The organism is Pseudomonas orientalis (assembly GCF_001439815.1).
GTDB lineage: Bacteria > Pseudomonadota > Gammaproteobacteria > Pseudomonadales > Pseudomonadaceae > Aquipseudomonas > Aquipseudomonas orientalis.
Genome location: NZ_JYLM01000015.1, coordinates 75319 through 93153, shown reverse-complemented (window position 1 = coordinate 93153; position 17835 = coordinate 75319). Strand labels below are relative to the sequence as shown.

Here is a 17835-nt window from a genome sequence, read left to right as displayed (position 1 = left end):
GGCTTATTACGCCCCATCCGCAATGAATTCCGCTCGCCACAAACGAAAACGCCCGACCAATGGCCGGGCGTTAATTTCTCGGGCAACCTTACTTATCGTCAGATTCGCCCGGAACATTAGGGATAAGATCGGCGCTGCCTTCAACTTCGGCTTTCATGCGCTTGAGGCCCATGTGCCGAACGTCGGTGCCGCGTACCAGGTAAATCACCAATTCCGAGATATTGCGCGCGTGGTCGCCGATGCGCTCCAGCGAGCGCAGCACCCAGATGATGCTCAAGACCCGCGAGATAGAGCGCGGGTCTTCCATCATGTAGGTGGCCAGCTCACGCAGGGCGGTCTTGTATTCGCGATCAATGACCTTGTCGTACTGGGCCACCGACAGCGCCAGGTCCGCATCGAAACGCGCAAACGCGTCGAGGGCATCGCGCACCATGTTGCGCACCTGGTCGCCGATGTGGCGCACTTCCACGTAACCACGCGGCGCTTCGCCTTCTTCGCACAGCTGAATGGCGCGGCGGGCGATCTTGGTGGCTTCGTCGCCGATACGCTCGAGGTCGATCACCGATTTGGAGATGCTGATGATCAAACGCAGGTCGGAGGCCGCAGGTTGGCGACGGGCCAGGATGCGCAGGCATTCTTCGTCGATGTTGCGTTCCATCTGATTGATCTGGTCATCGATCTCGCGCACTTGCTGAGCCAGGCCCGAATCGGCCTCGATCAGCGCGGTGACTGCATCGTTGACTTGCTTCTCCACCAGGCCGCCCATCGCCAGGAGGTGGCTGCGCACTTCCTCAAGCTCGGCGTTGAACTGCGCGGAGATGTGGTGGGTAAGGCCTTCTTTGCTAATCATGTTGGCGTCCTTGGAGCGTCCGGTAAGGTGCGGAGAACCGCAGCGTCAGTGCATTCAGAACCACGGCTTCCTAGCCGTAGCGACCGGTGATGTAGTCTTCGGTCTGCTTTTTCGCCGGATTGGTGAACAGGGTATCGGTATCGCCGAACTCCACCAGCTTGCCCATGTACATGAACGCGGTGTAGTCGGACACCCGCGCCGCCTGCTGCATGTTGTGGGTCACGATGACGATGGTGAACTTGGACTTGAGCTCGTAGATCAGTTCTTCGACCTTGAGCGTCGAGATCGGGTCGAGGGCCGAGCACGGTTCGTCGAGCAACAGCACTTCAGGTTCCACGGCGATGGTACGGGCGATCACCAGACGTTGCTGCTGGCCGCCGGACAAGCCGAGGGCCGACTCGTGGAGGCGATCCTTGACCTCGTCCCACAGCGCTGCGCCCTTGAGCGCCCATTCAACCGCTTCATCGAGGATGCGCTTCTTGTTGATGCCTTGGATGCGCAGGCCATAGACCACGTTTTCATAGATGGTCTTGGGGAACGGGTTGGGCTTCTGGAACACCATGCCCACGCGGCGGCGCAACTCGGCCACGTCCTCGCCCTTGCGGTAGATGTTGGTGCCGTAGAGGTTGATGGCGCCTTCCACGCGGCAACCGTCCACCAGGTCGTTCATGCGGTTGAAGGTGCGCAGCAGCGTGGACTTGCCGCAGCCGGACGGGCCGATGAAGGCGGTCACGCGCTGCTTGGGGATGTTCATGCTGACGTCGAACAGCGCTTGCTTGTCGCCGTAGTAAAGGCTCAGGCCGGGCACTTCGATGGCCACGGTTTCCTGGGCCAGGTTCAGGCTCTGTTTGTCGCGACCCAGGACAGACATGTTGATGCCGTGGGAATGGGTGTCGTGTTGCATGGGATGCTCCCTGTGCTACCAATTCATTTCAGTGAGCCGCGGCGGTAGGCCTGCGGTTACATCATTCTTCTGTAGGAGCGAGCTTGCTCGCGAAGCTCGTTAACGATAACGCGGGGCGCCTGGATGAACGCGGTGCCCTTGCGTTTCTCGCGAGCAAGCTCGCTCCTACAGGGTTATCAGCTGTCCAGCGCTTTGTATTTCTCGCGCAGGTGGTTACGTATCCACACCGCCGACAGGTTGAGCGTGGCAATCACCATGACCAGCAACAAGGCAGTGGCGTATACCAGCGGCCGCGCCGCTTCGACGTTGGGGCTCTGGAAGCCGACGTCATAGATATGGAAGCCCAGGTGCATGATCTTCTGGTCAAGGTGCAGGTACGGGTAGTTGCCGTCCAACGGCAGCGACGGGGCCAGTTTCACCACGCCGACCAGCATCAGCGGCGCCACTTCACCGGCGGCACGGGCCACGGCGAGGATCATGCCGGTCATCATCGCCGGGCTGGCCATGGGCAGCACGATCTTCCACAGCGTTTCCGCCTTGGTGGCGCCGAGCGCCAGTGAGCCTTCACGCACAGTGCGAGGAATCCGCGCCAAGCCTTCTTCGGTGGCCACGATCACCACCGGCACCGCCAGCAGCGCCAGGGTCAGCGAGGCCCACAGCAGGCCCGGCGTGCCGAAGGTCGGCGCCGGCAGGGCTTCGGCGAAGAACAGCCGGTCCACCGAGCCACCCAGTACGTACACGAAAAAGCCCAGGCCGAACACGCCGTAGACGATGGCCGGTACGCCCGCCAGGTTGTTCACCGCGATGCGGATGATCCGCGTCAGGGTGTTCTGCTTGGCGTACTCACGCAGGTACACCGCCGCCAGCACGCCGAACGGGGTGACGATCATCGCCATGATCAGGGTCATCATCACGGTGCCGAAGATTGCCGGGAAAATCCCGCCTTCGGTGTTGGCTTCCCGTGGGTCATCGCTGAGGAATTCCCAGACCTTGCTGAAGTAGAAGCCGATCTTGGTCATCGTGCCCATGGCGTTCGGCTGGTAGGCGTGCACCACTTTGCCGATGCCGATTTCCACTTCCTTGCCGTTGCCGTCGCGGGCGGTCAGCGCGTCGCGGTTGAACTGGGCGTGCAGGTCGGCCAGGCGCGCTTCGATGTCCTGGTAGCGGGCATTCAGTTCGGCGCGGTCGGCGTCCATGTCGGCCTGGGCAGCGGCGTCGAGCTTGCCTTCGAGCTCCAGCTTGCGACCGTGCAGGCGGACGCGCTCGAGCCCTGAGTTGATCGCGCCGATATCGGTTTTTTCCAGGCTCTTGAGCTGGGCGGCGAGCGTGTTGACACGCTCCACACGCGCTTGCAACTCCGGCCACGCGGCCTCGCCTTCGGCGATGATCTTGCCATCCTGCTTGACGTTGACCAGGGTGCCGTAAAAGTTGCCCCATTCACGTCGTTCGATGGTCATCAGGTTTTTCGGCGTGGTCTGGTCCTTCAACCATTCGCCGACGATCCAGGTGAAGTCGTTGCCGTTCAAGTCGCGGTTGCCGACCTTGATCAGCTCACGGGTCATGAACTCCGGGCCCTCATCGGGCACCGGCAGGCCCGCGCTTTTAAGACGCTCGCGCGGGACTTCTTCCTTCTGCACCACTTCGCCGATGACGATATGGTTGGCCTGGCCCGGTACGTTGTAGTTGGCCTGGATCAGGTCGGCCGGCCAGAAGTGGCCCAGACCGCGCACCGCAATCACCGCCAGCAAACCAATGGTCATGATGACCGCGATGGACACCGCGCCACCGCTGATCCAGACGCCGGGGGCGCCGCTCTTGAACCATCCATTCAGGGAGTTCTGTTTCACAGACTTCTACCTTTCTTAAAGCGACGAGTATTTCTTGCGCAGACGCTGACGGATCAGCTCCGCGAGGGTGTTCATGATGAAGGTGAACAGCAGCAGCACCAGCGCCGAGAGGAACAGCACGCGGTAGTGACTGCCGCCCACTTCCGACTCGGGCATCTCCACCGCAACGTTGGCCGCCAGGGTGCGCAGGCCTTCGAACAGGTTCATCTCCATCACCGGCGTATTGCCGGTGGCCATCAGCACGATCATGGTCTCGCCCACGGCGCGGCCCATGCCGATCATCAGCGCCGAGAAGATGCCCGGGCTGGCGGTCAGGATCACCACGCGAGTCATGGTCTGCCAGGGCGTGGCGCCCAGGGCCAGGGAGCCCAGGGTCAGGCCGCGCGGCACGCTGAACACGGCGTCTTCGGCGATGGAGTAGATGTTCGGGATCACCGCAAAGCCCATGGCCAGGCCGACCACCAGGGCGTTGCGCTGGTCGTAGGTGATGCCCAGGTCATGGGAGATCCACATGCGCATGTCACCGCCAAAGAACCAGGTTTCCAGGTACGGGCTCATGTACAGCGAGAGCCAGCCCACGAACAGGATCACCGGGATCAGGATCGCGCTTTCCCAGCCATCCGGCACCCGCAGACGGATCGACTCAGGCAAACGGCTGAACACAAAACCGGCCACCAGGATGCCAATCGGCAACAGCATCAGCAGGCTGAAAATCCCCGGCAGATGCCCTTCCACATACGGCGCCAGGAACAGGCCGGCGAAGAAGCCGAGGATCACCGTCGGCATCGCTTCCATCAGCTCGATCACCGGCTTGACCTTGCGGCGCAGGCTCGGGGCCATGAAGTAGGCGGTGTAGATGGCGGCGGCCACGGCCAGCGGCGCGGCGAGCAGCATGGCGTAAAACGCGGCTTTCAGCGTACCGAAGGTCAGCGGCGCCAGGCTCATCTTGGGTTCGAAGTCGGTGTTGGCGGCGGTTGATTGCCAGACGTACTTAGGTTCGTCGTAGTTCTCGTACCAGACCTTGCTCCACAGCGCGCTCCACGAGACTTCCGGGTGCGGGTTGTCGAGCAGCAAGGGTTGCAGCTTGCCGCCGGCCTCGACGATCACGTGGTTGGCCCGTGGCGACAGGCCGAACACGCCCGGGCCGTCGACTACGGGGTCGACCAGCAAGGTGCGGTGCGCGGTGCTGTGGAACACGCCGAACTGGCCGGAAGCGTCGAGGGCAGTGAAGCCTTTGCGACGTTCTTCAGCGGTGATTTCCACGATGGGCGCAGTGCCCATCTGGAAGGTACGGATTTGCTTGAGGCGCTGCTCACCATCCGGGTCACGGGCCATGAACCATTGGGCCAGACCGCCCTTGGAGTTACCGACGATCAACGAGATGCCGCCCACCAGCTGGGTGCTGGCGGTGACTTCGGCATTGCCGTCTTCCAGCAGTTTGTAGCGACCGTTGAGGCTCTTGTCGCGCAGGCTGAACACGTCGGCCAGGGCGCGACCGTTGATCACATACAACCATTGCTGGCGCGGGTCGATGAAGATCGCCTTCACCGGTTCGGTCATTTGCGGCAGCTCGACACGCTTCTGCTCGCTGGTGACTTCGCCGGTCATCATGTTTTCTTCGCGGCTCAGGGTCAGCACGTTCAAGTGCGAACCGGCCGAACCTGCGATCACCAGCTTGGTATCCGTGGCGTTGAGCGCTACATGTTCCAGCGGGCGACCCGCGTCATCCAGGACGATCGGGGTTTCGCCGTAAGGGTATTCGATCGCCGGGCTGATGGTCTTCTTGCCGTCGGGGTAAGACACCTTATAGGTGTGGCGGAACACCATGGACTGGCCATTGGACAATCCGAGGATCACCAGCGGGCTGCCGGGCTGGTCTTCACCGATGGACGCGACGCTGGTCCCGGCCGGAAGCGGCAGGTCGACGCGTTTGAGCTCGGCGCCAGTCTCCAGATTAAAGAACAGCGCCTGACCCTTGTCGGAAACCCGCATGGCGACCTGGTTCTGTTCTTCGATGGAGATCATCAGCGGCTTGCCGGCGTCCTGGATCCAGGCCGGGGTCAGTGCGTCTTCCTTGGTCAACGATGCACCTTGGAACAAGGGCGCGACGACATAGGCCAGAAAGAAGAAGATCAGGGTAATGGCGCCGAGAACGGCGAGACCGCCGACCAGCACGTACCAACGGGTCAGGCGATCCTTGAGCGCGCGAATGCGGCGCTTGCGTTGCAGCTCAGGCGTATTGAAATCAATGCGCTTGGGGGGAGAAGTCGTCGTCATGGTGGAATTGGCCAGATCATTCATGCGCACACCCTAGCGGTCCTGTATGACAGAAAGATGACAGTGCAGTGACGCAGGAAATCCGCCGCGAAGCAGGGCTGGCAGCGGATAAAAAATTAGAAGTTTCTGTAGGAGCGAGCTTGCTCGCGAAGGTCGTCAACGATAACGCGCCGTTTCTGAATAACCGCGGCGCCCTATCGTCTTTCGCGAGCAAGCTCGCTCCTACAAAAAGGCTGGTTTACCCAGCTCAGCTACTTAGTTGCCTTCTTTCAGACCCAGGTCAGCCAGGGCCTTGGCGGCCACTTTGGCTGGCAGCGGGATGTAGCCGTCTTTCACTACAACTTCCTGGCCCTGCTTGGACAGCACCAGTTTCACGAACTCGGCTTCCAGCGGAGCCAACGGCTTGTTCGGGGCTTTGTTGACATACACGTAGAGGAAACGCGACAGCGGATACTTACCGTTCAGGGCGTTTTCTTCGCTGTCTTCGATGTAGTCGGTGCTGCCTTTCTTGGCCAGGGCCACGGTCTTCACGCTGGCGGTCTTGTAGCCGATGCCCGAATAACCGATGCCGTTCAGCGAGGAGCTGATCGACTGCACGACCGAGGCCGAGCCTGGCTGTTCATTGACGTTAGGCTTGTAGTCGCCTTTGCACAGGGCTTCTTCCTTGAAGTAGCCGTAGGTGCCGGACACCGAGTTGCGGCCGAACAGTTGAACCGGCTTGTTGGCCAGGTCGCCGGTCACGCCCAGGTCGCCCCAGGTTTTCACGTCGGCTTTGGCGCCGCACAGGCGAGTCGAGGAGAAGATCGCATCGACCTGTTCCATGGTCAGGTGCTGGATCGGGTTGTCCTTGTGCACGAATACCGCCAGGGCATCCACGGCCACCGGGATAGCGGTTGGCTTGTAACCGTACTTCTGCTCGAAGGCCGCCAGTTCCGTGTCCTTCATCTTGCGGCTCATCGGGCCCAGGTTGGAGGTGCCTTCAGTCAGCGCAGGTGGCGCGGTGGCAGAGCCGGCCGCTTGAATCTGGATGTTGACGTTCGGGTATTCCTTTTTGTAACCCTCGGCCCACAGGGTCATCAGGTTCGCCAGGGTATCGGAACCGACGCTGGACAGGTTGCCCGACACACCCGTGGTCTTGACGTAAGCCGGGATCGCCGGGTCAACGCCAGCAGCCACCGCGTTGGCGGTCGCGACGCCAGCAGCGACAAACGTCATTGCCGCCATCAAACGTTTCAGTTTCATGCCTTGCTCCTAGCAGATAGGGATAATTGGATCGGGGCCAAGTATCGAGAGGCCGTGTGACTACTCTATGTCTGGAATATGACAATTAGATGAAAGGCCAGCATTGGGTAGGGATTTGCATTTAATAAGAAAAATTTCAGAAATACAGGTTTGAGTGGGTAGATGAACGTGACGAGAGCCCTGGCTTGAAACCACTGTGCAATAGCAGATCGGAGATTTCCCACACCTTTTTAGGGTTGTCGCTCGGAACTGGCCTTATTAATAGTCTTTCCGCCCCGCTGCAAACTCAGCGACCAGGACTGCAAGCCCGAATCGTTTAGGAGCTTTTCCCGAAATTAAAGCCTGAGCGACTCACGGTGAACCTCAGGTTGACAAAATCAAACCAAAGCATAGTCTTGTCAACCTAAGGAGACCCCACATGATCAATGACCGAATTCGTCGCGCAAGGTTATTGCGTGGCATGTCGCTAGAAGCACTGGCACTGCGTCTCGGCGACATTACCAAGCAAGGCCTGAGCAAATATGAAAAAGGGTTGAGTACCCCAAACTCTCGGCGCCTTTTGCAATTGGCAAAGGCGCTGGAGGTGAGCCCGGAGTATTTTTTTCGTCCTCAAGCACTGCCACTCGCGCCGCTGGAGTTCCGCAAACTTGCGAAGATGCCTCAATACCGTCAGGTCCAGGTTGAGGAACAGATTCGAGAGCATCTGGAACGCTATATATCTCTGGAAGAGTGTTTCGATCCACAAGATATCAAGACTGCCGAAACCCCAGCACAGATGCTGCCAGTATCCTCTATAGCGGAAGCGGAACGAGCGGCGGATGAGCTCCGTAAGTATTGGGGTATAGGCGAAGATCCTATCGCTCACCTGACTGAGCAGTTGGAAGAGCACGGCATTAAAGTGGTGATGCTGGAGGGTCCGGATGATTTCGATGGCGCTTGCGCCGCCACCAATGACGGCAAACATGTGCTGATTGCTTTAAATGCTCAGAGAGCAGGCGAACGTATTCGCTTCACCGCTGCTCATGAATTGGGGCACTGGGTGATGAAGCTGCCTGAGGATATGCCCGAGCGCGATAAAGAAAACTGCTGTCACCGTTTCGCAGGCGCTTTCCTTTATCCAGCTAAAAGCGTCACCGGGGATTTTGGGAATCACCAACGCTCTCGCGTCCACCCTAGAGAACTATTGATCGCTAAACGCCAATACGGGCTCTCAATGCATGCAGCGCTGCGTCGATTAAAGGACCTTAAACTGTTAGGGGAAGGCGGCTACAAGTCCCTGACTATTCAGTTCAGTAGCAATGGCTGGCGCAAAGCAGAACCTGAGCCGCTACCTTGCAAACCACCTCAGCGTTTTGAGTCACTCGTTTTCTGGGGGTTAGCGGAAGGCCTTATCACCAAATCACGAGCGGCCGAGTTGCTGCGTCGTCCGGTGAGGGCTTTAGACCCCAACTTTCTGGGCTCACTGGAGAGTGCATGAGCCTGATCTATATCAGCGACACCAACATCTGGATTGATTTCAGAAACGCGGGATTGCTGGAGCATATGTTCAGGCTGCCATTCACCCTCTGCTGCACCGATTTCGTCATGCAGGAGCTTGAGGATTTTCCCCATGATGAACTGCTCGTCCAAGGGCTGGTTGTCGAATCATTTGACGAGGGAGGCGTGCAAAAACTCTTAGAGCTTAAGGTCGAACACAACAACAGCTCCTTGGCCGACGTTTCTTGCTACCTACTGGCACAAACAACCGGAAGACCGTTACTCACTGGCGATGGGAAGCTACGTCGTCAGGCAATTCGGGACGGACTGCAGGTACACGGTGCGCTTTGGTTACTCGACCTAATGGTCGAACATCAAGTCCTCAACGCCACTGACGCAGCAGTGGCGCTGGAACATATGCTGACTGGCGGCGCCCGTTTACCGGCATCAGAATGCCAAATAAGGATCTCCGGTTGGAGATCCACGTAGACCACTTTTCTAACAAGTACATCCGTGTACATAGCATGCCCCTGAACTGATTACCGCTTGTGCTTCCACAGATACCCGCCCACCACCATCCCCATCACACACAGGGCAGCCACGTAGTAGGCCGGCCCCATCGGGCTCTCCTTCATCAGCAGCGACACCGCCAGCGGCGTCAGCCCGCCGAACACGGCGTAGGCCACGTTGTAGGAAAACGACAAGCCGCTGAAGCGCACCACCGGCGGGAAAGCCTTGACCATCACGTAGGGCACCACACCGATGGTGCCGACAAACAAGCCGGTCAGGGCGTACAGCGGAAACAGCCAGTCCGGATGGGTCATCAGGCTGTGATACAGCGTCCACGAAGTTGCCAGCAATAATGCGCAGCCGCTGATCAACACGCGGCCGGCGCCGAAGCGGTCAGCCAGTGCGCCGGATGCGATGCACCCCAGGCTCAGGGTGACGATGGCCAGGCTGTTGGCCTGCAACGCAACCGTAGGGCTGAAGTGGTAGACGGTTTGCAATACGGTCGGGGTCATCAGGATGACCACTACTACACCGGCCGACAGCAGCCAGGTCAGCAGCATCGACAACACGATCGCGCCACGGTGATCGCGCAGTACCGCGCGCAACGGCAGCTCGGCGGCCAGGGTCTTGCGTTGCTGCATTTCGGCAAAGATCGGCGTTTCATGCAGCCAGCGACGCAGGTACACCGACAGCAAACCGAACACACCGCCAAGCAGGAACGGAATGCGCCAGGCGAAATCCGAGACCTGCTCCGGGCTGTAGATCGAGTTGATAGCCGTGGCCACCAGCGAACCCAGCAAAATGCCGGCGGTGAGGCCGCTGGTCAAGGTGCCGCAGGCGTAGCCGATATGGCGTGGTGGAACATGTTCGGAGACGAATACCCAGGCGCCCGGGACTTCACCGCCAATCGCCGCGCCCTGGATGATGCGCATCAGCAGCAACAGGAGCGGCGCCCACAGGCCGATCTGCGCGTAGGTCGGCAGCAGGCCCATGATCAGGGTCGGCACGGCCATCATGAAGATGCTCAGGGTGAACATTTTCTTGCGGCCCAGCAGGTCGCCGAAGTGCGCCATGATGATGCCGCCCAGCGGGCGTGCGAGGTAGCCGGCGGCGAAAATGCCGAAGGTCTGCATCATGCGCAGCCATTCGGGCATGTCGACGGGGAAGAACAGTTTCCCGACCACGGTGGCGAAAAACACGAAAATGATGAAGTCGTAGAACTCCAGCGCCCCGCCCAAGGCAGACAGCGACAGGGTTTTGTAGTCGTTGCGGGTCAGCGGGCGCGACGGTTGCGCGCTGCTTGCGGGCACGGAGGACATGGCAAGGCTTCTCTTATAGTAGTCATCGTAAAGGACTGCGGGCCCGGGACTTGCGGCGGGGTCTGGCAAGATAGCAAATCGCTTGAAAAAGCACAGCGCCATGAAAACAGTTGCGCGCAAAAGCCCCGATACAGCGTCTATTTACCGACCAAATGAGCCTCAGGTGGTCGTCGTCACGCCAGCGTCCCGATATACTCGCCCGTGCAAGCGCAGGAACCCCAGTCTTGACGGGCTGCTGTGCCAAAACGTTGTTGGGTGCCATCCAGCCGATTTGGCAGAGTTTCCCTTTAGTTCGCCTTACGAGAAACGCATCGAGCGGTGTATGTTGGTGCTGAAACGTTTTTCCAGAAGACGGCTATCCACTTGAAATACCCATGAAGCGTCACGGGTCAGAGGCACCCTCGGCATGATCGAACTCGAACAAGAAGATCCTATCCCGCAAGGCGATCTCGCCCTGCAAATCACCGCGCTTCCGCGTGAAACCAATGGTTTTGGCGATATCTTCGGCGGCTGGCTGGTCGCGCAGATGGACCTGGCCGGCACGGCAATGGCCAGCAAGGTGGCCGGCGGGCGCGTGGCCACCGTGGCCATAGATCGCATGGCATTCCTGGTACCGGTCGCGGTGGGCGCGCAATTGTCCTTCTATACCCAGGCCCTGGAAATTGGCCGCAGCTCGATCCAGATGATGGTCGAAGTGTGGAGCGACGACCCGCTGTCCAGCGAATGGCGCAAGGTCACCGAGGCAGTATTCGTGTTCGTCGCCATCGATGGCAGCGGGCGCACGCGCTCGGTTCCGTCGCGCGCGCGTTAAACCTCATCAGGTTTTCACGGTCAACTGCCCCATTGTCCATTGCCTGCCATTGAGAGTGCCTTGTTATGCCCACGCCTCACGTTGAAACCCTGAAAATCGACGAGCTGGACTGCTGGCGCATCCGCCACAACGGCGCCGAATTGTTGGTGGCCCAACAGGGCGCGCATCTCTTCAGTTACCAGCGCGACGGCGAGCAGCCGCTGATCTGGCCCAACCCCGAAGCGGTGTTCAAGCAGGGCAAAGGCATTCGTACCGGCGTCCCGGTGTGCTGGCCCTGGTTTGGTGTGTTCGACCGCAACCCGCAGAGCGTCAAGGCCATGCGCCAGAGCGATCAGCCGGCCGGCGCCCACGGTTTTGTGCGTACGGCGCTGTGGGAATTGGTCGCAACCGAGCTTGAAGGCCAAGCGTTGCGGGTGGACCTCGCGCTGCCCGTACCGCCAGGCGGCTTTCCTGGCTGGCCTCATCAGGTCGACTTGATGTTGAGCCTGGTGCTGGACGACCAGTTGCATATCCACCTCACCAGCCATAACCGTGGCACTGACACCGTGACCCTCAGCCAGGCACTGCACGCCTACTTCGCCGTCAGCGATGTGCGCACCGTGCAGGTCGAAGGCCTGGACGGGTCGGCCTATATCGATACCGCCGATGGCTGGGCCGAGAAGACGCAATCGGGCCTGCTGCACTTCACTGCCGAGACTGACCGTATCTACCTCGACACCCCCGCACAGCTGAATATTATCGATAAAGACTGGCAACGTCGCATCCAGCTCACCAGCCAAGGTTCGAAGTCGACCGTGATCTGGAACCCGTGGACCGAACGCGCCAAGGCCTTCGACGACATGGCCGACGATGGCTGGCAGGGGATGTTGTGCATCGAGACGGCGAATGTGCTGGATGATGTGGTGACGCTGGCGCCCGGCGAAGCCCACACCCTGGGCGTGAGCATCGGCGCTATCGCCCTGTAGATGAAGTTCAACATGTGGGAGGGGGCTTGCCCCCGATAGCGATGGTTCAGTCAGAACATTTTTGACTGGCATACCGCAATCGGGGGCAAGCCCCCTCCCACATTGTTATGTGTTGGCTTTTAGAGATCGGACTCCTTTACCACCCGCACCTTCCCTGCATCCAGCGCATACGCCGCATCCGCCAGGTCGTTATTGACCTTCTCCACTTTCAACGTGCCGGTGACCCACAGCGGCGTGTAGATATCATCCAGCTTCAAGCCCTTGGGATAGCGCACCAGCACCAGTTGGTTGGGCGGCGGTGGCGGCACATGGATGCACGCGCCGGGGTATGGCACGAGGAAAAACAGCGTGCTGCGGCCCTTGGCATCGGTTTCCAACGGCACCGGATAGCCGCCAATACGGATGTGCTTGCCGTTCATGGCGGCCACGGTCTTGGTGGAGTACATCACCGCCGGCAAGCCTTTGCTCTGCTTCAGGCCGCCCTTGTCGGTAAAGGTGCCTTGGGCTTCGGGCGAGTTGTGATCGATCTCGGGCATGGCCTCGAGGGCTTTCTGATCCGACAGCGGCATCAGCTCGAGCCAGTCGGTTTCCGGCAGTTCGCCAGCGTGGGCCAGGCCTGGGGCCAGCAAGAGGAGAGTCAACAGAAGACGGCGCATGGAGAGGCTCGGCAAGTACAAGTGCCGAGCATTCTAGCCCTCTGCGCCTGCGCAGCGCAGAGGACTTTGTCGGCTGATTACTTTCTTTTGATCAGGCCGTAGATCACCAGCAGCACGATCGCGCCAACCAGCGCACCGATAAAGCCTGCGCCTTGACCGGCCTGGTAGATCCCCAGCGCCTGGCCACCGTAGGTTGCCGCCAGGGAGCCGGCGATACCCAGCAGGATGGTCATGATCCAGCCCATGCTGTCATCGCCAGGCTTGAGGAAACGCGCCAGCAGGCCGACGATCAAGCCGATAAAGATGGTTCCGATGATACCCATGGCATTTCCCTCTGATTGGTGTGAGTCATGCCAAAGCCTAGTCAGACTTTGGCATCCTGCAATCAGAGGGACATCGGGCCTCAATGGTTCCCGCGGCGACGCGGCTTATTGTTCGGCGATCAGTGCTTCGACCTTGAGGATCTGCGCCTGAAGGGTCGCGCGGTCCTTGCAGCGCAGGTTGACGTGACCCACCTTGCGCCCTGCCTTGAACGCCTTGCCGTAGTGATGCACATGGCAATCGTCGATCGCCATGACCCGCTCGACCGGCGGCACCACGCCGATGAAGTTGAGCATGGCGCTCTCGCCAACCTTGGCCGTGGAGCCCAACGGCAAGCCCGCCACCGCCCGCAGGTGGTTTTCGAACTGGCTGCACTCGGCGCCTTCGGTGGTCCAGTGCCCGGAGTTGTGCACGCGCGGGGCGATTTCGTTGGCCTTGAGGCCACCGTCGACTTCAAAGAACTCGAACGCCATCACGCCGACGTAATCCAGCTGCTTGAGCACGCGGCTGGAATAGTCTTCCGCCAGGGCCTGCAGCGGGTGGTCAGTGCTGGCCACGGACACTTTCAGGATGCCGTTGACGTGGGTGTTGTGCACCAGTGGATAGAAGCGGGTTTCGCCATCACGGGCACGCACGGCGATCAGCGAGACTTCACCGGTGAACGGCACGAAGCCTTCCAGCAGGCAGGCGACGCTGCCCAGTTCGGCGAAAGTACCGACCACATCGGCCGCGGTGCGCAGGACTTTCTGGCCCTTGCCGTCATATCCCAGGGTGCGGGTTTTCAGCACGGCCGGCAGGCCGATGCTGGCGACGGCGGCTTCCAGGTCCGCCTGGGACTGGATATCGGCGAAGGCCGGGGTCGGAATGCCCAGGTCCTTGAACATGCTCTTCTCGAACCAGCGGTCGCGGGCGATGCGCAGGGCTTCGGCGCTCGGGTACACCGGGACGAACTGCGACAGGAAGGCCACGGTTTCGGCCGGGACGCTTTCGAATTCGAAGGTCACCAGGTCGACTTCGTCGGCCAGCTGGCGCAGGTGATCCGGGTCGCTGTAGTCCGCCCGCAGGTGTTCACCCAAGGCGGCCGCGCAAGCGTCCGGCGCCGGGTCCAGGAAAGCGAAATTCATCCCCAGCGGGGTTCCCGCCAGAGCCAGCATGCGGCCCAGTTGGCCGCCACCGATTACACCGATTTTCATCAATCAACACCCTCAGGCGATGCGTGGGTCTGGATTGTCCAGCACGCTGTCTGTCTGCTCAGCACGGAATTTTTTCAGCACCACATGGAACTGCGGGTGCTTGGCGCCCAGGATACTGGCGGACAGCAACGCGGCGTTGATCGCGCCGGCCTTGCCGATCGCCAGGGTTGCCACCGGAATGCCGGCCGGCATCTGCACGATGGACAACAGCGAATCCACGCCCGAGAGCATCGACGACTGCACCGGCACACCCAGCACGGGCAGGTGAGTCTTGGCCGCACACATGCCGGGCAAATGCGCCGCACCGCCGGCACCGGCGATGATCACCTCGATGCCACGGGATTCTGCTTCATCGGCATACTGGAACAGCAAGTCCGGAGTGCGGTGGGCGGAGACCACCTTCACTTCGTACGGAATGCCGAGTTTTTCCAGCATATCGGCGGTGTGGCTAAGGGTGGACCAATCGGACTTGGAGCCCATGATCACGCCAACCAATGCACTCATCGTCGTGCCTCTTCTCTCTGGGCGCCCGCAGGCGCGTCAAAAAACAACAAGCCACGCGGGAAATCCGGCGTGGCTTGGTGTACGAATTAAGGCCGATTGGACCGGCCGAAGGCCGCGCAGTATACCGTAATAATCCAGATAAACAGCCCCTGGGATGACCATCTGTCTTACCGCTCAAACCGGCAGTTTTATTGACTCAAGAGTCAGTCCCAAACACCGCAAAACCTGTGGGAGGAGGCTTGCCCCCGATGAGGGCGTGTCAGGCACTTATCTGTCACTGACACACCGCAATCGGGGGCAAGCCCCCTCCCACATTTGCCCTGCATTGGGCCTGAGATTGGGCCCGAGATGGGGTTCAGGTATTTTGCGCCGCGCCACCTTCCAACTTGCGCCACAACAACCGCACATTCGCCTTGCGCACCAGCGCGCAGCGATACAGGCGAATCTCCAGCGGCACATGCCATTGCGACCCGCCGCACACCACCAGCTCGCCACGGGCCAGTTCCGCCCGCACGCTCAACTGCGGCACCCAGGCGATGCCCAGCCCTTCCAGCGCCATGCTCTTGAGGCTGTCGGCCATGGCGGTTTCATAGATGGTGGTAAAACGCAGCGCGCGCTGGCGCAGCAGCAAATTCACCGAGCGTCCCAGAAACGCACCGGCACTGTAGGCCAGCAGCGGCACACTGCCCTCACCTTCCAGGTCGAACAGCGGCTTGCCATCGGCGTCGGCGGCGCACACCGGGAGCATTTCGGTGTTGCCCAGGTGCAGCGAGGGGAAGATCTCGGCGTCCATCTGCATCGCCGCGTCCGGGTCGTAGAACGCCAGCATCAGGTCGCAGCCGCCTTCGCGCAGGGCGTGTACGGCGTCACCCACGTTGGTGGCGACCAGCCGCGTGGCGATGTTCAGGCCTTCGTTGCGCAGTTGGGCGATCCAGCGCGGGAAGAACCCCAATGCCAGGGAGTGGGCCGCCGCCACCTGCATGACTTCGCCCTGCCCGCCTTCCAGATGATGCAAATGGCGCAACACTTCACCGAGCTGCTCGACCACCGTGCGCGCGGTGACCAGGAACAATTGCCCCGCCGCTGTCAGCTCCACCGGCGTGCGCGAGCGATTGACCAAGGTCAGCCCCAACGCCGCTTCCAGGCTGCGAATACGTCGGCTGAACGCCGGCTGGGTGACAAAGCGCCGCTCCGCCGCCTGGGAAAAGCTGCGCGTCGCCGCCAGGGCGCTGAAGTCTTCCAGCCATTTGCTCTCAAGGTTCATCACTGCCTCCCACGGGTATGCACCATTTTGGCACACACGCCCGTCATGGTAACCGGGTCACATCCACATTATGCCGTTTGTGCATAGGCCAGTGCTTAACAGCATTGGCCCAAAAACTTCCACAAGCCTAGCATTCGCAGCGTTCCGGCCAGTTCCGGGTCCTTATCGAGATGATTTCCGTCATGTCCTCTGCTGCATCTTTCCGTACAGAAAAAGACCTGCTTGGCGTACTCGAAGTACCGGCTCAAGCGTATTACGGCATCCAGACCCTGCGAGCGGTGAACAACTTCCGTCTCTCGGGCGTTCCGATTTCGCATTACCCGAAATTGGTGGTCGGCCTGGCAATGGTCAAGCAAGCAGCGGCGGACGCCAACCGCGAACTGGGTCAGCTCAGCGAAGCCAAGCACGCTGCCATCAGCGAAGCCTGTGCCCGGCTGATCCGTGGCGATTTCCACGAAGAGTTCGTGGTGGACATGATTCAAGGCGGCGCCGGCACTTCGACCAACATGAATGCCAACGAAGTCATCGCCAACATCGCGCTGGAGGCCATGGGCCATCAGAAGGGCGAATACCAGTACCTGCACCCCAACAACGACGTGAACATGGCGCAGTCGACCAACGACGCCTACCCGACCGCGATCCGTCTGGGTCTGCTGCTGGGCCATGACGCGCTGCTGGCCAGCCTCGACAGCCTGATCCAGGCGTTCGCCGCCAAAGGCGTCGAGTTCGGCCATGTGTTGAAAATGGGCCGTACTCAACTGCAAGACGCCGTGCCGATGACCCTCGGCCAGGAATTCCGCGCCTTCGCCACCACCCTGAGCGAAGACCTGGCCCGCCTGAAAACCCTGGCGCCGGAGCTGCTCACCGAAGTGAACCTGGGCGGCACCGCCATCGGTACCGGCATCAACGCCGACCCGCGTTACCAGGCCCTGGCCGTACAACGCCTGGCCACCATCAGCGGCCAGCCGCTGGTACCGGCGGCCGACCTGATCGAAGCCACCTCCGACATGGGCGCTTTCGTGCTGTTCTCCGGCATGCTCAAGCGTACCGCCGTAAAGCTGTCGAAGATCTGCAACGACTTGCGCCTGCTGTCCAGCGGCCCACGCACCGGCATCAACGAGATCAACCTGCCGGCACGCCAGCCAGGCAGCTCGATCATGCCCGGCAAGGTCAACCCGGTGATCCCGGAAGCCGTCAACCAGGTGGCCTTCCAGGTGATCGGCAACGATTTGGCCCTGACCATGGCGGCCGAAGGCGGCCAACTGCAGCTGAACGTGATGGAGCCGCTGATCGCCTTCAAGATCTTCGACTCGATCCGCCTGCTGCAACGCGCCATGGACATGCTGCGCGAGCACTGCATCGTCGGCATCACCGCCAACGAAGCGCGCTGCCGCGAACTGGTGGAGCACTCCATCGGCCTGGTCACCGCGCTGAACCCCTACATCGGCTATGAAAACGCCACCCGCATCGCGCGTATCGCCCTTGAAAGCGGCCGCGGCGTGCTGGAACTGGTGCGCGAAGAAGGCTTGCTCGACGACGCCATGCTCGACGACATCCTGCGCCCCGAAAACATGATCGCTCCACGCTTGGTCCCGTTGAAGGCCTAAGTGTTTGTTGCACCGCTCACCAGGTTGAGGGACTAGACACCTCTCACCTTTTGAGGGCCTGAAGGCTCGTTCTTCAGGCCCTTTTTTTT

General features: G+C 60.6%; 16 protein-coding genes. 5 read left to right on the top strand and 11 right to left on the bottom strand.

Annotated elements, in window-relative coordinates; translation table 11 throughout:
* Nucleotides 1-88: 88 nt before the first annotated feature.
* The 5 genes from phoU to TU82_RS26050 form a co-directional block, all read right to left on the bottom strand.
* Nucleotides 89-850 (bottom strand): phosphate signaling complex protein PhoU, encoded by a 762-nt coding sequence (phoU, locus tag TU82_RS26070; protein WP_057726096.1) that lies wholly within the window; start codon nucleotides 848-850, stop codon nucleotides 89-91.
* A gap of 70 nt (nucleotides 851-920) precedes the next feature.
* A complete protein-coding gene (gene pstB / locus TU82_RS26065; protein WP_057726095.1) occupies nucleotides 921-1754 on the bottom strand; it encodes a phosphate ABC transporter ATP-binding protein PstB in 834 nt (277 codons plus the stop codon).
* A 176-nt stretch (nucleotides 1755-1930) separates the two neighbouring features.
* The gene (gene pstA / locus TU82_RS26060) at nucleotides 1931-3601 is read right to left on the bottom strand and encodes a phosphate ABC transporter permease PstA (RefSeq protein WP_057726094.1); all 1671 of its coding nucleotides are present in this window, start codon (nucleotides 3599-3601) and stop codon (nucleotides 1931-1933) included.
* A gap of 15 nt (nucleotides 3602-3616) precedes the next feature.
* Nucleotides 3617-5650, bottom strand: coding sequence for an ABC transporter permease subunit (locus TU82_RS26055; protein WP_173667500.1), 2034 nt, complete (start codon nucleotides 5648-5650; stop codon nucleotides 3617-3619).
* Nucleotides 5651-6133: 483 nt separating this feature from the next.
* Nucleotides 6134-7120 (bottom strand): phosphate ABC transporter substrate-binding protein PstS, encoded by a 987-nt coding sequence (locus tag TU82_RS26050; protein WP_057726092.1) that lies wholly within the window; start codon nucleotides 7118-7120, stop codon nucleotides 6134-6136.
* 418 nt (nucleotides 7121-7538) lie between these two features.
* Here TU82_RS26050 and TU82_RS26045 point away from each other — a divergent pair, with 418 nt between their 5' ends.
* The gene (locus TU82_RS26045) at nucleotides 7539-8597 is read left to right on the top strand and encodes a helix-turn-helix domain-containing protein (protein WP_057726091.1); all 1059 of its coding nucleotides are present in this window, start codon (nucleotides 7539-7541) and stop codon (nucleotides 8595-8597) included.
* Complete coding sequence (locus TU82_RS26040) at nucleotides 8594-9085, top strand: PIN domain-containing protein (RefSeq protein ID WP_057726090.1); 492 nt, start codon at nucleotides 8594-8596, stop codon at nucleotides 9083-9085. Before TU82_RS26045 ends, TU82_RS26040 begins: the two co-directional genes overlap by 4 nt.
* 50 nt (nucleotides 9086-9135) lie before the next feature.
* Here the strand turns inward: TU82_RS26040 and TU82_RS26035 are convergent, their stop codons facing one another.
* Nucleotides 9136-10425: an MFS transporter gene (locus TU82_RS26035; protein WP_057726089.1), complete on the bottom strand. Its 1290-nt coding sequence runs from the start codon at nucleotides 10423-10425 to the stop codon at nucleotides 9136-9138.
* Nucleotides 10426-10831: 406 nt separating this feature from the next.
* Between TU82_RS26035 and TU82_RS26030 the strand changes: the two genes are divergently transcribed.
* Complete coding sequence (locus TU82_RS26030; protein WP_003176975.1) at nucleotides 10832-11236, top strand: acyl-CoA thioesterase; 405 nt, start codon at nucleotides 10832-10834, stop codon at nucleotides 11234-11236.
* Nucleotides 11237-11301: 65 nt separating this feature from the next.
* Nucleotides 11302-12201: a D-hexose-6-phosphate mutarotase gene (locus TU82_RS26025; RefSeq protein ID WP_057726088.1), complete on the top strand. Its 900-nt coding sequence runs from the start codon at nucleotides 11302-11304 to the stop codon at nucleotides 12199-12201.
* Between the two features lie 119 nt (nucleotides 12202-12320).
* Here TU82_RS26025 and TU82_RS26020 read toward each other — a convergent pair whose 3' ends face one another.
* The 5 genes from TU82_RS26020 to TU82_RS26000 all read right to left on the bottom strand — a co-directional run bounded on the left by TU82_RS26020 (nucleotide 12321) and on the right by TU82_RS26000 (nucleotide 16139).
* Nucleotides 12321-12857: a DUF3299 domain-containing protein gene (locus TU82_RS26020; protein ID WP_057726087.1), complete on the bottom strand. Its 537-nt coding sequence runs from the start codon at nucleotides 12855-12857 to the stop codon at nucleotides 12321-12323.
* A gap of 77 nt (nucleotides 12858-12934) precedes the next feature.
* Nucleotides 12935-13180 carry a GlsB/YeaQ/YmgE family stress response membrane protein gene (locus tag TU82_RS26015; protein ID WP_057006311.1) on the bottom strand — a complete coding sequence of 82 codons (246 nt, stop codon included), beginning with the start codon at nucleotides 13178-13180 and terminating at the stop codon, nucleotides 12935-12937.
* A 105-nt stretch (nucleotides 13181-13285) separates the two neighbouring features.
* Nucleotides 13286-14371, bottom strand: a complete 1086-nt coding sequence (locus tag TU82_RS26010) for a 5-(carboxyamino)imidazole ribonucleotide synthase (protein WP_057726086.1) — start codon at nucleotides 14369-14371, stop codon at nucleotides 13286-13288.
* 12 nt (nucleotides 14372-14383) lie between these two features.
* Entirely contained in the window at nucleotides 14384-14875 is a 492-nt protein-coding gene (gene purE / locus TU82_RS26005; RefSeq protein ID WP_057726085.1) for a 5-(carboxyamino)imidazole ribonucleotide mutase, read from the bottom strand.
* A gap of 355 nt (nucleotides 14876-15230) precedes the next feature.
* Nucleotides 15231-16139, bottom strand: a complete 909-nt coding sequence (locus TU82_RS26000) for a LysR substrate-binding domain-containing protein (RefSeq protein WP_057726084.1) — start codon at nucleotides 16137-16139, stop codon at nucleotides 15231-15233.
* Between the two features lie 182 nt (nucleotides 16140-16321).
* On the opposite strand from TU82_RS26000, the gene aspA reads away from it, so the two are divergent.
* A complete protein-coding gene (gene aspA / locus TU82_RS25995) occupies nucleotides 16322-17746 on the top strand; it encodes an aspartate ammonia-lyase (RefSeq protein WP_032884466.1) in 1425 nt (474 codons plus the stop codon).
* The last annotated feature ends 89 nt before the right edge of the window (nucleotides 17747-17835 follow it).

What these genes read in the sequence shown, in the direction of transcription:
- phoU (WP_057726096.1), bottom strand. Translation starts at nt 850, where the DNA reads ATGATTAGCAAAGAAGGCCTTACCCACCACATCTCCGCGCAGTTCAAC.
- pstB (WP_057726095.1), bottom strand. Translation starts at nt 1,754, where the DNA reads ATGCAACACGACACCCATTCCCACGGCATCAACATGTCTGTCCTGGGT.
- TU82_RS26050 (WP_057726092.1), bottom strand. Translation starts at nt 7,120, where the DNA reads ATGAAACTGAAACGTTTGATGGCGGCAATGACGTTTGTCGCTGCTGGC.
- TU82_RS26045 (WP_057726091.1), top strand. Translation starts at nt 7,539, where the DNA reads ATGATCAATGACCGAATTCGTCGCGCAAGGTTATTGCGTGGCATGTCG.
- TU82_RS26040 (WP_057726090.1), top strand. Translation starts at nt 8,594, where the DNA reads ATGAGCCTGATCTATATCAGCGACACCAACATCTGGATTGATTTCAGA.
- TU82_RS26035 (WP_057726089.1), bottom strand. Translation starts at nt 10,425, where the DNA reads ATGTCCTCCGTGCCCGCAAGCAGCGCGCAACCGTCGCGCCCGCTGACC.
- TU82_RS26030 (WP_003176975.1), top strand. Translation starts at nt 10,832, where the DNA reads ATGATCGAACTCGAACAAGAAGATCCTATCCCGCAAGGCGATCTCGCC.
- TU82_RS26025 (WP_057726088.1), top strand. Translation starts at nt 11,302, where the DNA reads ATGCCCACGCCTCACGTTGAAACCCTGAAAATCGACGAGCTGGACTGC.
- TU82_RS26020 (WP_057726087.1), bottom strand. Translation starts at nt 12,857, where the DNA reads ATGCGCCGTCTTCTGTTGACTCTCCTCTTGCTGGCCCCAGGCCTGGCC.
- TU82_RS26015 (WP_057006311.1), bottom strand. Translation starts at nt 13,180, where the DNA reads ATGGGTATCATCGGAACCATCTTTATCGGCTTGATCGTCGGCCTGCTG.
- TU82_RS26010 (WP_057726086.1), bottom strand. Translation starts at nt 14,371, where the DNA reads ATGAAAATCGGTGTAATCGGTGGCGGCCAACTGGGCCGCATGCTGGCT.
- purE (WP_057726085.1), bottom strand. Translation starts at nt 14,875, where the DNA reads ATGAGTGCATTGGTTGGCGTGATCATGGGCTCCAAGTCCGATTGGTCC.
- TU82_RS26000 (WP_057726084.1), bottom strand. Translation starts at nt 16,139, where the DNA reads ATGAACCTTGAGAGCAAATGGCTGGAAGACTTCAGCGCCCTGGCGGCG.
- aspA (WP_032884466.1), top strand. Translation starts at nt 16,322, where the DNA reads ATGTCCTCTGCTGCATCTTTCCGTACAGAAAAAGACCTGCTTGGCGTA.